Raw genomic sequence first — 14,082 nt, forward strand, 5'->3', positions numbered from 1 at the left:
GGGCCGTGCCCCGCTTCATCGGGCAAGATCGAGATAGGCACTTGCGACAATTGCATCGATATCACCGGGCACCGGCACGATGCATGCCTCCGGCCCAACCCCACGACCGGCGACCCGATCGAGGCAGCGGGCTTGCAGCGTGAAACCCAGATCCATCGATTCGACGGAATTTCCGAGCGGGCGCGGACCGGCAAGATTTGCCATGTGCCCGCCACCCAGAACATGAAACGAGCGCCCGTCCCGGAGATGGAACGTCTCGATGCCGTCCGCCTCGTAGCTGTCGATCCGAACGACATCGGCGTGCTGCCGGAAGGCCGCAACACTGATCTCCAGCGGAAAATGCCCACCATTCATCAGAATCGCCCCGTCCTTGATCAGCGCCAAGTCGGCCACGGTCACGATGTCGGCAAAGCCGGTGACCGTCACCAGAAGATCGGCGGAGCGCACCGCATCGTCGCGCAATGGCGTCGAGAACCCGTCAAGATGCGCTTCCAGCGCCGTCACGGGATCGATATCGACAACGCTGACATTCGAGAAGGCATTGCGGAAGCAGGCCGCCGTTCCCTTGCCGCAGGCGCCATAACCGAAAACGGTGACGCGCTTGCCGTTCGTCGAGCGGTTGGTAAAGCGCATATAGCTTTCAAACATGCTCTGGCCGACCGCGTGCCTATTTTCGGCGAACTGTTTGATCGGACTATCGTTGATGACGAGAATCGGCATGTTCAGCTTCTCGCGCAGCGGCAGCAGTCGCGTCCGGCCGGAGGTCGTCTCCTCGGTGCCCCCACGAAGGTTGGCATAGGGGCGTTCGGCCGCGATCGCGAACAGGTCGCCGCCATTGTCCAGGAGAAGGTCCGGCTTTTCGGCGACGACCGCTTCAAGGCTTTTGTGATGTTCGGCGGGATCGGTCGTCTGCGTGGCGAAAACGGTGATGCCTTGCGAGCGCAGGAACTCCACCGTCGACGGCTGCGTGCTGTTGAGGTTGCCGGTGCACACCAGCCGCGCGCCGCCCGCCCGCAGCGTCATAAGAAGCGCCACGGTCTTCGGTTCCAGGTGGATACCGGTGCCGATCGTCAACCCCTCGAACGGTCGGGTCTTCTCGAACTCGGCCGCGGTTGCCTTCAGCAGGCGGCAGCTGTTGCCGATCCACTCGATGCGGGTAGCATTCCGTTCCATGCCCTTGTCCTTTCGCTTTCATCTCACTTCGTAGACAGGGAAGCCGCAGTCGGACATGGACATATTTCTCCGCGAGGGGCAGAAAATCTGCCACTTCACCCGTTAGTTTGCCGAGCCAAGCAGCCAATCGCGAAGCGCCATGAATGATGGCCTTTTCGCGTCCGCTGTCCTGCATGAAAGGCTATAGCCCGCCGGACGGCGAATGAAACCGTAGGGTGCGACGAGGATATTGCGCTGGAGGTCATCCTCGATCGATGCCCGGGGAGCCAGCGCCACGCCCAGCCCGGAGCGCGCCGCCCCGAGAGCCAGCAACAGGTCTTCGAACTCCTGCTTTCTCCGGAAAGTCACCGGCACGGTTCCGCTTTCGGAGAACCACTCGCTCCAGAGGCTCGGCGCGCTGCGGCTGATCAATGCCGTGACATCGGCCATTCGGAGCGGATCGCCGGCGATCGTTGCGGCGAGATCCGGCGTGGCGACGGGACCGAACTCGTCCTCCATGAACTTAACCGCGGTGATGCCGTCCGCCGGCCTGTATTCACCGCCCATGATGACGGCGTCGAATTCCGGGCGGAGCGACAGCGGCTCAACGACCGTCATCGGAACGATATCGACTTCGACGTCGCCAAGGGTGGCCTGCATATTTGCAAGGCGCGGCATCAACCACCATATAGCAAAGGCTGAAGGGACACCGAGGCGGATGCGGTCGTGTCCGCCAGCCTCAAACTCCATAGACGCGCGGTGGAGAATGGCGAAAGCCGATGTCGCGGCTCGTGCGAACTTCGTTGCTTTTGCGGTTGCCACCAATCTTCGGCCATCGTGCTCGAAGAGCTTTTCACCGAAGTGAGCCTCGAGGATTGCGATTTGCTGCCGCACTGCGCCGCGCACCACGCCAAGCTCCCCGGCTGCTCCAAGAATGCTGCCGTGTCGGCTCACAGCCTCGAAGGCCCGGATCGCTTTGAGGGGTGGGAGGCGCATGTTCACCTTAGTGCCGACATAACAGTGCAATACATGACGGCCTTGTTGATTGGAATTCAAGACAGGCGCATATTGAACACCTGTGCAAAGGCGGAAACAGGATAGTATTTGGCGGAATTCCCCAACCGCAGCGTGATAGAATATTGATGAATGCAATATCCGATGCAAAAACACTAATTCGTATGGATCGCGCAAGCTTTACAGCGGATACTAATTTAACCGACTCAACCCAAAAAAGGTGCCTTCAACGTTGACTCTTTTCGCCCGACTGGCTTCAGACGTACAGCTCATGTTTCGACGCCCACCGCGTCAACAATATGCTGCGCTCTGCTACCGGGTGAAAAAGAAGAGCAGCGAGCTTGAAGTGCTCCTGATGACGAGCCGTGATACTGGCAGGTGGGTCGTCCCCAAGGGATGGCCGATGGACGGGCGGTGTTCCTACGAAGTGGCAGCGCGCGAGGCATTCGAAGAAGCCGGTGCGCGCGGAACGGTCGAAAAGCAACCGATCGGCACCTACTCGTATCCGAAAGTACTCAAGAGCGGCCTGAGAGTGGCCTGCAGGGTGCAGGTATACGTGCTCGAAGTTTCGGATATCGCCAAGAATTTCAAGGAAAAAGGTGAACGCAAGGTGGAATGGGTTTCCTGCGACGAAGCTGTGAAGCGGGTCCAGGAGCCGGAGCTCCGCGACCTTTTCCTGCTGTTCAAGCGCCGCATGGCAGAACAGCTCGCCACAAGGTCGCCAAAGCAAATTCCAGCGGAATGAATCTGCCATCTTGCGCTGCTAAACTTTGCGGCGCTAAAGCAGGATTCAGTCACAAGGAATAGCATGCCCGACCGCCGCGCAATCCTCATCAAGCGAACACTCGACAAGGATCTCGACAAGATCAGCCACGTCGAGGACGCAGCGAAGTTTATCTCCCGAAAGCTGGCGGCACCCGGCATCGGATTGGTTTTCCTTGGCTTGGCGATGCTTTTCGCCGGCGTCTACGTGTTTGACCGACCGGGCGCGGTGCTGGTGATCGCTGCGGCGGCGTTGGCCGCCTACATGGCGATGAACATCGGCGCTAACGACGTGACGAACAACGTCGGCGCGGCGGTGGGGGCCCGCGCGATGACGATGGGCCAGGCGCTCGTCATCGCTGCCATCTTCGAAATCCTTGGTGCGACCATCGCGGGCGGCGAGGTTGTGAGGACAATCTCGTCCAGCATCCTCGATACCGTACAGGTGCCGGCGAACACGCTCGCCTGGATCATGATGGCGGCGCTTGTCGCAGCCGCCTTGTGGATCAACCTCGCGACCTGGCTGAACGCGCCGGTATCGACCACGCACGCAATCGTCGGAGCGGTGATCGGCGCGGGCGTCGGCGCCGTCGGCCCCGGACCAGTGAACTGGCGGGTGATGCTCGAGATCACGGCGGCCTGGATGACATCGCCGCTGCTCGGCGGGCTGATCGCCGCTGGCCTGCTTTTCCTGGTCAAGACGCTTATCATTTATCGGGAGGACAAGATTGCCGCAGCCAGGCGCTGGGTGCCGGTTCTGATCGCCATGATGATCGGCGGTTTCAGCGCCTACATGGTGCTGCAACTGGAGGCCACAGGGCATTTCTCGCCGCTGGTCGTGACCATGATCGGTCTTGCGGCTGCGTTGGCGGGCTGGATCGTCGCGCGGCCGCTGGTTCGCAGGCAGGCGCGCGGCCTTGAGAACCGGAACAGCTCTCTTCGCGTCCTGTTCCAGCTGCCGCTGGTCGGCTCGGCGGCGCTGCTGTCTTTTGCGCACGGGGCAAATGACGTTTCCAACGCGGTCGGCCCGCTATCGGCCATCGTGAGCGCATCGACCGGCCAGGCGCTTGAGCCGCATGGAGCCCCTCCCGCCTGGGTGCTGTTGATCGGCGCTCTAGGCATCTCCGTCGGCCTGCTGCTCTTTGGTCCACGCCTGATCCGCCTGGTCGGCGAGCAGATCACCAAGCTCAACCCGATGCGGGCCTACTGCGTCGCGCTTTCGACGGCTTTCACGGTGATTTTGGCTTCCTGGCTGGGCCTGCCGGTCAGCACGACGCATATCGCCGTCGGCTCCGTGTTTGGCGTCGGCTTCTTCCGTGAGTGGTATACGCGCCACTCGAAGCGTCGCATCAAATACCTGCGCCGGACGTCCGACAGCTGGGCGATCGATGAACCGGAAGATCCGAACATGCACGAGGTGCGGCGGCGCTATCTGGTGCGGCGTTCGCATTTCATGACCATTATTGCTGCGTGGATCATCACCGTGCCTGCCTCGGCGGCGCTTGCGGCGATGATCTATTGGGTTATGTTCGCGCTCTTCATCTAGGCAGGACCCTTCCATGCGCGCCAATTTCCGGATGCAACGGTTGTTCGTCGATACGTCCCTTTCGGCCGGGGCGGCGGCGGAAACCACGGCCGACCACTTCAATTACCTCGCAAACGTGCTGCGCATGGAGAACGGCGCCGAGATCCTGGTATTCAATGGCCGGGACGGCGAGTGGAAGGCGCGCCTGACGTTCCCGACCCGCAAACGCATCGTGCTGATGGTCGAGGAACAAACACGGCCACAACCCTTGCCGTCCGATCTGCACTATCTCTTCGCTCCGCTTAAGATCGGGCGTCTCGACTACCTGGTGCAGAAAGCCGTCGAGATGGGTGCCGGGCTGTTGCAACCGGTCATGACACAGCACGTCCAGGGCAAGATCACGAACCTCGACAAGCTGAAGGCGAATGTCGTCGAGGCAGCGGAGCAATGCGGCATCCTCGGGATTCCCGAGGTCGCCGAGCCGGCAAGGCTATTCGACCTGCTGGACCAGTGGCCGGCCGACCGACGCATCATCTATTGCGACGAAGGCGATGCCGGCCAGAATCCCCTGCCGCTCCTGGCAAAGGTTCAGGAGCGGAAGCTTGCCCTGCTCGTGGGTCCTGAAGGCGGCTTTTCCGAGGAGGAGCGTGCTCGGCTGCGGAGCCTCGATTTCGTCACCGCAATCCCGCTCGGGCCGCGCATCCTGCGTGCCGATACGGCAGCTGTCGCGGCGATGGCACTCATTCAGGCCGCAATCGGCGACTGGAATTAACCCTAAGATCGGCGCGCCGCGAAAATCGTTGCTATTTTTTTGATGAACCGTTGAAACAATTTCACTTGCAACATACCTGCCAGCGGTCCTAATCACCCTTCCAATTGCCTGGATGCTCCAGGCGCCTTCCCGAATACAGGTTACTTGCATGGCTCGCGATACCACCGACCAGACGCCGCTCTCTTCGGTTCAGGAGCTGACCGACTATCTCGCCGCGGGAAACAAGCCGGAAGAAGCGTTCCGCATCGGCACAGAGCACGAGAAGTTCGCATTCTTCAAGGCGGACAACAGCCCGGTTCCGTACTTTGGCGAAAACAGCATTTCCGGGCTGCTCAAGGGCTTGCAGCAAAAGAACGGCTGGGAAGCGATCCTTGACGGTGACAACATCATCGGCCTTGGTGCGCCAAACGGAATGGGCGCTATCTCGATCGAGCCGGGCGGCCAGTTCGAGCTGTCGGGTGCCCCGGTCGAAACGATTCACGAGACCTGCAAGGAATCCAACCAGCATCTGGCGACGCTGCGCGAAATCGCTGAGCCGATGGGCATCCGTTTCCTTGGCATCGGCGGCAGCCCGAAGTGGACGCTTGCCGAAACCCCCGTCATGCCGAAGTCACGCTACGACATCATGCGCCGCTACATGCCGAAAGTCGGCAGCAAGGGGCTCGACATGATGTACCGGACCTGTACGATTCAGGTGAACCTCGACTTCTCGTCCGAAGCGGACATGCGCAAGAAGATGCGTGTATCGATGAAGCTGCAGTCGCTGGCGACCGCGCTCTTTGCCTCCTCGCCCTTTACCGAAGGCAAGTTGAACGGCCTGTTGTCTTGGCGCGGCGACATCTGGCGCGATACCGACAACCGCCGCTCGGGGCTGCTCGACTTCACCTTCCGCGACGACTTCGGTTTCCGAGACTACGCGGAATGGGCGCTCGACGTGCCGATGTACTTCATCGTCCGCGACGGTCGCTACCATGACTGTACGCATGTGACTTTCCGCCAGTTCATGAACGGCGGGCTGAAAGGCGAGATTGCTGCCTGGGAGCCGACGATGGGTGACTGGACCAACCATTTGTCGACGTTGTTCCCGGACGTGCGACTGAAGCGCTTCCTTGAAATGCGCGGAGCCGATGGCGGTCCTTGGCGGCGCATCTGTGCGTTGCCGGCCTTCTGGGTCGGCCTGCTCTACGACGAAGCGGCACTCGAGGCCGCCGACATGCTGACCAGGGACTGGACGTTCGACGAGGTCAATGCCTTGCGCAACGCGGTTCCGGCCGAGGGGCTAAAGGCAAAGTTCCGCGGCCACGAGCTCTACGACACGGCGCGCGAAGTGATCGCCGTCTCAAAGACGGGCCTCAAGGCGCGCGGCAAGCTCAACAAGGAGGGTCAGGACGAGACGATCTTCCTCTCGCCGCTTGATGAAGTCATGGCGAAGAAGGCGACGCTGGCCGAGGATCTGCTGGCGCGCTACCATGGCCGCTGGAACGGCTCGGTCGAGCAGGTGTTCGACGAATATCAATACTAACCCCTTCTTCAAAAAGACGTTTGCGCATGCTTTTTTCCGGCTATAGTGACGCAACTATGCGTCGCGAATCTGGAAGGGGATTTCCATGCTGCCACTCTTCGACATGATGATGCAGGCGCAGAACGGCGCGGCGATGGATGCGGTCTCCAGGCAGTTCAATCTTGCCCAGGAACAGGCTACCAAGGCGATGGCGGCGCTCATGCCCGCCTTTTCCGCAGGCTTGAAGCGGAGCACCAGCAACCCTTACGACTTCATAGGGCTGATGCAGGCCGTCGCGTCCGGCAATTACGCCAAATACTTCGAGGACATGAACAAGGCATTCACCCCGCAGGGCGTCTCTGACGGCAACAATATTCTTGCCCAGCTTTTCGGCTCCAAGGAGGTTTCGCGTGCGGTGGCAGCGCAGGCGGCACAGATGACCGGCATCGGCCAGGAAATCTATAAGCAGATGCTGCCCGTCATGGCCGATACGCTGATGGGCGGGCTTTTCAAGCAATCGATGGGACAGATGAGCACGCCGGTGAACCCATTCGTCAACACCGCGATGGGCGAGAGCATACAAAAGTGGCTGGAAAGCACCGGCTTTACTCCCAAACAGAAGACTACGCCCGAACCCAGCATCTTCGACAATCCGTTCACGCAGACGATGCAACTGATGTTCAACGCGCAGAAGCCCGCGCCAGAGGCGCAGGCCAACCCCTTCCTCGACAACCCCTTCGCCAAGGCCTTTCAGGAGATGATGGGCAACGTGGGGAAGCCGGCAACACCCAAACCGGCTGATGTGCCGAAGGACGAGGCAAAGGTCGCGACCGAAGGTTATCTGGAGATGCTGAACACCATGTTCGACAGCGGATTGGAAGTCCAGAAGAACTACCAGAAGAAAATGGAAGCGATCTTCGAAAGCTATATGCCGAAGGCGCCGCCGGCCGCTCCCCCCAAGGCATAAAAAAACCCGGAGACGGCTGGGAAGCCGGTCACCGGGCAAGAAGCAGGGCTATTGGCTATCACCCTGCGGGGAAAACTGGGCTGGCCCTACTCCTCGTTGGACCGGAAGATCGAATTGCGTCCGCGATTGCGGGCGGAACGCGTCAGGTGATCCGACGGATCCTCAAAGAAGGTCGAGGCCAGGAAGGCGGAGGTCAGGTCGGTCTTGGAAAGACCGATGTCCCTCAGTTGATAGTCGTCGAGCTCGTGTAGCCGGTTGATCTCCATACGGTTGCGGAACACGCGCAGTACGGATGCCAGCGTTGCAAAGCCATTGAAGAGACGCTGTGTGTACGTCGCCGATGCATGGCTGCAGTCGAGTTCTAATATCCGGTCTGTCGTGCGCATGGGATGATCCTTTCATTGGCGCGCAACAACCCACCCTCCCCGCGAGGTCATGCGGGTAGGAGCAAGGTTGAAATCGGAGCGGACAGGCAGGGGCGTCTGTCCTTCACTTTGATTGATTTGCACCCCGAAAATGCCAAACACCTATTGATCAGTCCAACGAATGTTTCTAATGATTATCATCAGAGATTGTTATAGGTGAGATCATGGCCGCGCCTCTAGACATAGATCAGTTGCAGACCTTCATCGCAATTGTCGACTCCGGCAGCTTCACCAAGGCCGCCGACAGGGTCTACAAGACGCAGTCAGCCGTCTCCATGCAGATGCGGCGTCTTGAGGAGCGGATCGGCAAGCAGCTTTTCATCAAGGACGGGCGCGGCAACCGGCTGACCACCGAGGGCGAGAAGCTGCTGAACTACGCGCGGCGCATGATTAGGCTCAACAACGAGGCGATCGCGGCTTTCGACGACAACCGCCTTGAGGGAACGCTGCGCATCGGCACCCCGGACGACTACGCCGACCGATACATGCCGGAGATCATCGGCAGGTTTGCGAAGACGCATCCGAATGTCGAGCTTTATATCGTCTGCGAACCGTCAGTCGACCTTGCCGAGCGCATGCACCGTGGCGAGCTAGACATCGCGCTGGTGACGCATAACCCGCGCGAGCGCATGTCCGACGTCGTCAGAACGGAACCGCTCTGCTGGGTGGGATCGGCCAACCATCCGATCCGCGACGATGCACCGGTGCCGCTTGCCGTCGGTCGCCGTGATTGCCAATGGCGCCAGCTGGCCTGCTCGGCACTCGACGCCGTCGGCCGCGAACACCAGATCCTGTTCACCAGCTGGTCTTGCACCGTCGTCGCTGCCGCCGTTCTCGCCGGCATGGCTGTGTCCGTCATGCCGGAATCGGCATTGCGGACCGGCATGAAGGTGCTGAGCCAGGCGGACGGGTTCCCTGCTCTGCCCCCGGTCCAGATCGGCATCATGAAGCGGCCTGGCGTTTCGATCTCGCTGATGAACGCCATCACGGCGCACATCACAGCCTGCCTCGACAACATCACGCCTGCCGTGGTCGACGACAATCTCGAGCCAGACGTCAAGAACGCCTACGGGCGCCTTCAGCCTCGGCTCAAGGTCGGAAATGCGGTACCAAGCTGGTAAGCGTCAGGCAGGTACGGCCGAGAAAAAGGAGGTGCGGATCACGCGCTTCCACTCATCCAGAATGCGCCGGGCGAACGAGGCTTCGCTAACGACGGCAAGCCGGATCGAAGCACCGAGCAGGTGACTGAACAGGTACGTGCGGGCCTCCATGTCAGCCGCCGTCAATTCCGGCGCGATGCGCCGCACGGTGTCGTGGAAAATGCCGGCGATACGGCTGCTGTGCTCGATGTTCAGCCGCGACAGGTCCTGGTCCGTCTCGATTCCCGCCCAGATGGCGAGATAGGCGGCATCGTTGCGGTAGTCATCATAGTGCCAGTCGATCGTTGCCGCGAGCACTTCGAGCGCATGTTCAACGGAGTGAACGACTGCAAAGGCTTCGGCAATACGCGCCTGGATGGCCGAAGCATGCCGATCGAAGAGAGCTTTGACGATGGCAGCCTTTTCAGGAAAATACTGGTAGACGGAGCCGATCGGCACCTTGGCTGCGACGGCGAGTTCCGTCATTCGCATGGCGCTCACGCCTTTTTCAGCGATCAATCCCGCCGCAGCGGACAGGATGAGATCCAGTCTCTGGATACTGCGTTCCTGTTTCGGCTTCCTGCGGAGGCCAATGCGATCCGAACTCCCGACGCTCATGTCGTTCCCCATCCTCTTTTTCGCGGCGCGGACGATCGCTCAAACCGGCGCTTTTGGCCGATATGACATGCAGGTCTTCATGGTGGGTAAACGAGAAGGATCGGATTTTAACGATCACGAAAAGCATAAACAAATCGGGGCGATACGCCCCGATTTGGTCGTTCCGGATGCGGAAACTATTCAGCTGCGGTCGGCTGCGCGCTGATCGTATCGACCTTGTAGCCGTGCTGCTTGCCGAGAGCTGCGCGCACACCTGATTCGTAGTCCGGATGAACCAGCTTGAAGTGGGCGAGCTGCCGCTCGACGATGTGGCCCGGGACGCCGCCCATTGCCGCAGCGACGTTGGAGAACAGGCGTCCCTTCTGATCGGTATCGAACAGATTGAAGAGCGCTCGCACCTGTCCGTAATCATCGTTGCCTTCCCGATGATTGTAGCGATCCACGTCACCGCTTACCTTCAGCGGCGGCTCCTTGGCCGACTTGTCCTCAAATGGGCTGCCATTGACGCTGTTCGGCTCGTAGTAGGCGTCAGGGTTTCCGCTGCGAATGCCGCCATATGTGTTCATCTGGCCATCGCGGTGATAGTGGTGAACAGGGCATTTCGGCTGGTTGACAGGAATGTTCTCATAGTGCGTTCCAAGCCGATGGCGATGCGCGTCGGCATAGGAGAAAACACGGGCCTGCAGCATCTTGTCCGGCGAATGGCTGATGCCAGGGACGATGTTCGACGGCGAGAATGCAGCCTGTTCGATTTCCGCGAAATAGTTCTCGGCGTTGCGGTTCAGCTCCATCACACCGATATCAATCGGCGGGAATTCGCTGTGCGGCCAGACCTTCGTGAGATCGAACGGGTTATAGGAAGTCCTCTCGGCTTCCGCTTCCGTCATGACCTGAACCTGCACCTTCCAGCGCGGGAATACGCCCTTGTCGATGCCGCCGAAAAGGGCTTCCTGGTAGCTCTCGCGGGTCTTGCCGATCAGGCTTTCACCTTCGGCGTTTGTATAGTGCTTGTGGCCCTGCTGGGTCTTGAAATGGAACTTCACCCAATAGCGCTCGCCGGCGTCGTTCCAGAAGGAGTAGGTGTGCGAGCCGTAGCCGTTCATGTGCATCGGATCGATCGGCAGGCCACGGTCCGACATCAGGATGGTGACCTGATGCAGGCTTTCCGGCGACAGCGACCAGAAATCCCACATGGCGGTTGCCGAGCGAAGGTTGGTCTTCGGATGACGCTTCTGCGTGTGGATGAAATCCGGGAATTTCAGGGGATCGCGAACGAAGAACACCGGCGTATTGTTGCCAACGAGGTCCCAGTTGCCGTCGCCGGTATAGAATTTCAGTGCGAAGCCGCGAACGTCGCGCTCGGCGTCGGCAGCGCCCATTTCACCGGCGACCGTGGAGAAGCGCGCAAGCATGGGCGTAACCGCACCCGGCTGCAGACAGCTTGCCTTGGTGTATTTCGAAATATCGCCTGATATCGTCAGCGTGCCGAATGCGCCCCAGCCCTTGGCGTGGACGACGCGTTCGGGAATGCGCTCGCGGTTCTGGTGCGCTAGCTTCTCAAGCAACTGATAGTCCTGCATCATGATCCCGCCGCGCGGACCGGCGGTGATGGAGTTCTGATTGTCAGGGACTGGTGAACCAGCCGTCGTCGTCAAAGTCGGGCGATCGGACATGAAATCCTCCTTCATGAAATGGCCAGGGAAAGCGTCGTTGGCTCTCGACCATGCAGTTTTCCCATTGACCTTCGATAATTTCCAATCGTATTTATTGTGAACTTCGATCGGAAAAACCTATCGTGCTGACCCTTCGACAAATGCGCTACTTCGATGCGCTCGCGACCACTAGGCATTTCGGCCGAGCCGCCGAAATGGTGCACATCAGCCAGCCCGCGCTTTCCGCCCAGATCATGGAGATGGAAGAATACCTCGGCGCAAGACTGGTGGAACGGACGCGGCACAACACCATCTTGACGCCGAAAGGCGAAGAGGTGCTTCATCATGTCAGGTCGATACTGCATCAGGTCGATCTGCTGGAGCAGACGGCACGACAGGGCGGCGGCACACTGGAGGGATTGATCCGCATCGGGATTATTCCGACGGTGGCACCCTATCTGGTACCGCAATTCGTCCCGCATCTCCGCAACACCTATCCGACCGTCGAAGTCGAATTGAGAGAAGCCGTCACCGATCGCCTCATGGCTGACCTTTCCGTGGGCAAGCTCGATGCTGTCATCGCGGCCCTGCCCCTCGACATCGAGGGCATCCAGACCCGACCACTCTTTACCGATAGATTCTTCATGGCCGTGGCAGAAAACGGCGACAACGTTCTCATGTCGCCGCTCACGGAGCACGAGGTGAACGTCGATCGCCTGCTGCTGCTTGAGGAAGGTCACTGCCTGCGGGACCAGGCGCTCGCCGTCTGCAGCGCGGGCAAGCGCAGCCTTGTCAATTTCGGCGCGACGTCGATGGCCACCCTCTTGCAGATGGTGTCGCACGACATGGGGATGACGCTGATCCCGGAGATGGCGATCGCCACCGAGACCAGCCGCAATTCGATCCGCATCGTGCCTTTTGCCGATCCGCAGCCCTTGCGCGAAATCGGCCTCGCCTGGCGGCGAAGCAATCACCGTGGCAAGGAGATGGAGGCGCTGGCGGAAGCGATCATAGCCGTCGCCCCCGCCCCCCACGCCGCCTGATCAAGACAGGTTCTTCTTGAGAAACGCGATCGTACGGCTCCAGGCAAGATCCGCCGCCTTCTTATCGTAGCGGGCGGCCGAGGTGTCGTTGTTGAAGGCATGGTTGGCGCCGTCATAGATAAACACCTGGAAGTCCTTGCCGTCTGCCTTGAGCGCCGCCTCGTAGGCGGCGATACCGGCGTTGATGCGCTCGTCCAAACCGCCGTAGTGCAACATCATTGCGGCCTTGATTTTCGGCACCTCCGCCGCGTCGGGCTGGGCTCCGTAGTAGGCAACGCCTGCCTTTAGTTCCGGAGAATTAATCGCAAGGCTGTTTACCAGCCCGCCGCCCCAGCAGAAGCCTATCGCACCAACCTTGCCGTTCGTCGCATCCAGCTTGGAGAGATAGAGCAAACTCGCCTCGGCATTGGCGACAGTCGCGGCGCGATCCAGCTTGCCGAACATGTCGCGGGCCTGATCCTCATTCTCCGGCGTCCCGCCAAGCGGAGAAAGAAAGTCCGGCGCGAGCGCGACGAATCCCTCGAGCGCCATGCGGCGCGCCACGTCGCGGATATGCGGATTGAGGCCGCGATTTTCATGGATGACGATAACGGCGCCAAGCTTCCCCGAAGCGTCTTTCGGTTCGACGAGGTACCCCCGCATTTCACCGCCGCTGCCAGGGTAGGTGACATCCTTGGCCGTCAGGCGGTCATCCGCCGCGGATACAATCTCCGCGCTGGCCTTGTTGGCAGCGAGCAGAGGCGCGATCACAGCCGCAGCACCCGCCGAGCCTGCGAGCTTCGTCAGCTTGTCCATGAAATTCCGTCGGTCGAGTGTGAGATGGGTGTACTCGTCGTAGGCGTTGATCATCGCCTGCGTGATTTCCGGCTTGCTCATTTCAGCCTCCTCTTCCCTGCCCAGGGTTTTCGCCTGCGGAAAAACATAGGACAGTGGCCGGTAACACAGGAGGTAACACAGGAACAAAACTGCGTTACTTCCCGCTGACAGAAGCTCTAACCGTTCGGGAAGGTCATCCAGACGGCAAGCCAGACCCACATGGCACCGAGAACGATATAGCCCGCGGCAAAGAGCGGGCTGCGATAGCGGATGCGGTTGCTGGTGACGTGAATGAACGCATGGGCGTAGCGCAGCGCCACGAAGATCCACGCGAGGACCAACGCAACAATGTTGTCGGCCTCGGTGATATAGAGGAGGATGCAGCAGGCGTAGAAGAGCACCGGCAGTTCGAACTGGTTCGCGATGCAGTTCTTGACGAAGAGGCTCTGCGGCGGTTCGTTGCGGTTTTCGCGGTAGTCCGAAACCCGGACGTTTCCCGCATCTACCATCCTTCGGCGACGGTAGCCGAGCAGTGCGTAGAGGACATAGACCAGCGCCACGTGGGCAACAATGGGCCAGAACATTTCATAGCCCGTCATTCCGCTCATGGTCATCTCCTCGCTGCTTCTGCTTTGATTTCAGAGCAGTAGCGGAAAAGATCCGGCCTTGCCAGTCCAACGCCCGCCGCGAAATGCA

Annotated in this window: 14 protein-coding genes; 7 read left to right on the forward strand and 7 right to left on the reverse strand. The window is 60.2% G+C overall.

Translation table 11 applies throughout. The features are described 5' to 3' along the window. Nucleotides 1–15: 15 nt before the first annotated feature. Both ASC90_RS20545 and ASC90_RS20550 read right to left on the reverse strand, forming a co-directional pair. Complete coding sequence (locus ASC90_RS20545; RefSeq protein ID WP_056544446.1) at nucleotides 16–1,173, reverse strand: adenosylhomocysteinase; 1,158 nt, start codon at nucleotides 1,171–1,173, stop codon at nucleotides 16–18. 102 nt (nucleotides 1,174–1,275) lie between these two features. After that, nucleotides 1,276–2,148 carry a LysR substrate-binding domain-containing protein gene (locus ASC90_RS20550; protein ID WP_056544450.1) on the reverse strand — a complete coding sequence of 291 codons (873 nt, stop codon included), beginning with the start codon at nucleotides 2,146–2,148 and terminating at the stop codon, nucleotides 1,276–1,278. Between the two features lie 250 nt (nucleotides 2,149–2,398). Between ASC90_RS20550 and ASC90_RS20555 the strand changes: the two genes are divergently transcribed. The 5 genes from ASC90_RS20555 (at nucleotide 2,399) to ASC90_RS20575 (ending at nucleotide 7,693) form a co-directional block, all read left to right on the forward strand. Next, nucleotides 2,399–2,911, forward strand: a complete 513-nt coding sequence (locus tag ASC90_RS20555) for an NUDIX hydrolase (protein ID WP_056544961.1) — start codon at nucleotides 2,399–2,401, stop codon at nucleotides 2,909–2,911. Between the two features lie 63 nt (nucleotides 2,912–2,974). Beyond that, on the forward strand, nucleotides 2,975–4,474 hold the full coding sequence (locus ASC90_RS20560; RefSeq protein ID WP_056544453.1) for an inorganic phosphate transporter: 1,500 nt from the start codon (nucleotides 2,975–2,977) through the stop codon (nucleotides 4,472–4,474). 13 nt (nucleotides 4,475–4,487) lie between these two features. Then, nucleotides 4,488–5,225 (forward strand): 16S rRNA (uracil(1498)-N(3))-methyltransferase, encoded by a 738-nt coding sequence (locus ASC90_RS20565; RefSeq protein ID WP_056544458.1) that lies wholly within the window; start codon nucleotides 4,488–4,490, stop codon nucleotides 5,223–5,225. Nucleotides 5,226–5,373: 148 nt separating this feature from the next. Then, a complete protein-coding gene (locus ASC90_RS20570) occupies nucleotides 5,374–6,747 on the forward strand; it encodes a glutamate--cysteine ligase (protein WP_056544460.1) in 1,374 nt (457 codons plus the stop codon). An 85-nt stretch (nucleotides 6,748–6,832) separates the two neighbouring features. Next, complete coding sequence (locus ASC90_RS20575) at nucleotides 6,833–7,693, forward strand: DUF937 domain-containing protein (protein ID WP_056544462.1); 861 nt, start codon at nucleotides 6,833–6,835, stop codon at nucleotides 7,691–7,693. A gap of 86 nt (nucleotides 7,694–7,779) precedes the next feature. Here ASC90_RS20575 and ASC90_RS20580 read toward each other — a convergent pair whose 3' ends face one another. Next, a complete protein-coding gene (locus ASC90_RS20580) occupies nucleotides 7,780–8,079 on the reverse strand; it encodes a DUF1127 domain-containing protein (protein ID WP_056544465.1) in 300 nt (99 codons plus the stop codon). A gap of 203 nt (nucleotides 8,080–8,282) precedes the next feature. Here ASC90_RS20580 and ASC90_RS20585 point away from each other — a divergent pair, with 203 nt between their 5' ends. Then, nucleotides 8,283–9,239 carry a LysR substrate-binding domain-containing protein gene (locus ASC90_RS20585; RefSeq protein ID WP_056544470.1) on the forward strand — a complete coding sequence of 319 codons (957 nt, stop codon included), beginning with the start codon at nucleotides 8,283–8,285 and terminating at the stop codon, nucleotides 9,237–9,239. Nucleotides 9,240–9,242: 3 nt separating this feature from the next. Here ASC90_RS20585 and ASC90_RS20590 read toward each other — a convergent pair whose 3' ends face one another. Then, the gene (locus ASC90_RS20590) at nucleotides 9,243–9,875 is read right to left on the reverse strand and encodes a TetR/AcrR family transcriptional regulator (RefSeq protein ID WP_056544473.1); all 633 of its coding nucleotides are present in this window, start codon (nucleotides 9,873–9,875) and stop codon (nucleotides 9,243–9,245) included. Between the two features lie 176 nt (nucleotides 9,876–10,051). Beyond that, nucleotides 10,052–11,548, reverse strand: coding sequence for a catalase KatA (gene katA / locus ASC90_RS20600; protein WP_056544964.1), 1,497 nt, complete (start codon nucleotides 11,546–11,548; stop codon nucleotides 10,052–10,054). 122 nt (nucleotides 11,549–11,670) lie between these two features. Here katA and ASC90_RS20605 point away from each other — a divergent pair, with 122 nt between their 5' ends. Further along, the gene (locus tag ASC90_RS20605) at nucleotides 11,671–12,570 is read left to right on the forward strand and encodes a hydrogen peroxide-inducible genes activator (RefSeq protein ID WP_056544479.1); all 900 of its coding nucleotides are present in this window, start codon (nucleotides 11,671–11,673) and stop codon (nucleotides 12,568–12,570) included. Here ASC90_RS20605 and ASC90_RS20610 read toward each other — a convergent pair whose 3' ends face one another. Together ASC90_RS20610 and ASC90_RS20615 are read right to left on the reverse strand one after the other, a co-directional pair. Further along, complete coding sequence (locus tag ASC90_RS20610) at nucleotides 12,571–13,446, reverse strand: dienelactone hydrolase family protein (RefSeq protein WP_056544482.1); 876 nt, start codon at nucleotides 13,444–13,446, stop codon at nucleotides 12,571–12,573. A 116-nt stretch (nucleotides 13,447–13,562) separates the two neighbouring features. Then, nucleotides 13,563–13,985 (reverse strand): MAPEG family protein, encoded by a 423-nt coding sequence (locus ASC90_RS20615; RefSeq protein WP_056544972.1) that lies wholly within the window; start codon nucleotides 13,983–13,985, stop codon nucleotides 13,563–13,565. Between the last annotated feature and the right edge of the window lie 97 nt (nucleotides 13,986–14,082).

Source organism: Rhizobium sp. Root1220, assembly GCF_001426265.1.
Classification (GTDB): Bacteria; Pseudomonadota; Alphaproteobacteria; order Rhizobiales; family Rhizobiaceae; genus Rhizobium.

What these genes read in the sequence shown, in the direction of transcription:
- ASC90_RS20545 (WP_056544446.1), bottom strand. Translation starts at nt 1,173, where the DNA reads ATGGAACGGAATGCTACCCGCATCGAGTGGATCGGCAACAGCTGCCGC.
- ASC90_RS20550 (WP_056544450.1), bottom strand. Translation starts at nt 2,148, where the DNA reads ATGCGCCTCCCACCCCTCAAAGCGATCCGGGCCTTCGAGGCTGTGAGC.
- ASC90_RS20560 (WP_056544453.1), top strand. Translation starts at nt 2,975, where the DNA reads ATGCCCGACCGCCGCGCAATCCTCATCAAGCGAACACTCGACAAGGAT.
- ASC90_RS20565 (WP_056544458.1), top strand. Translation starts at nt 4,488, where the DNA reads ATGCGCGCCAATTTCCGGATGCAACGGTTGTTCGTCGATACGTCCCTT.
- ASC90_RS20570 (WP_056544460.1), top strand. Translation starts at nt 5,374, where the DNA reads ATGGCTCGCGATACCACCGACCAGACGCCGCTCTCTTCGGTTCAGGAG.
- ASC90_RS20575 (WP_056544462.1), top strand. Translation starts at nt 6,833, where the DNA reads ATGCTGCCACTCTTCGACATGATGATGCAGGCGCAGAACGGCGCGGCG.
- ASC90_RS20580 (WP_056544465.1), bottom strand. Translation starts at nt 8,079, where the DNA reads ATGCGCACGACAGACCGGATATTAGAACTCGACTGCAGCCATGCATCG.
- ASC90_RS20585 (WP_056544470.1), top strand. Translation starts at nt 8,283, where the DNA reads ATGGCCGCGCCTCTAGACATAGATCAGTTGCAGACCTTCATCGCAATT.
- ASC90_RS20590 (WP_056544473.1), bottom strand. Translation starts at nt 9,875, where the DNA reads ATGAGCGTCGGGAGTTCGGATCGCATTGGCCTCCGCAGGAAGCCGAAA.
- katA (WP_056544964.1), bottom strand. Translation starts at nt 11,548, where the DNA reads ATGTCCGATCGCCCGACTTTGACGACGACGGCTGGTTCACCAGTCCCT.
- ASC90_RS20610 (WP_056544482.1), bottom strand. Translation starts at nt 13,446, where the DNA reads ATGAGCAAGCCGGAAATCACGCAGGCGATGATCAACGCCTACGACGAG.
- ASC90_RS20615 (WP_056544972.1), bottom strand. Translation starts at nt 13,985, where the DNA reads ATGACGGGCTATGAAATGTTCTGGCCCATTGTTGCCCACGTGGCGCTG.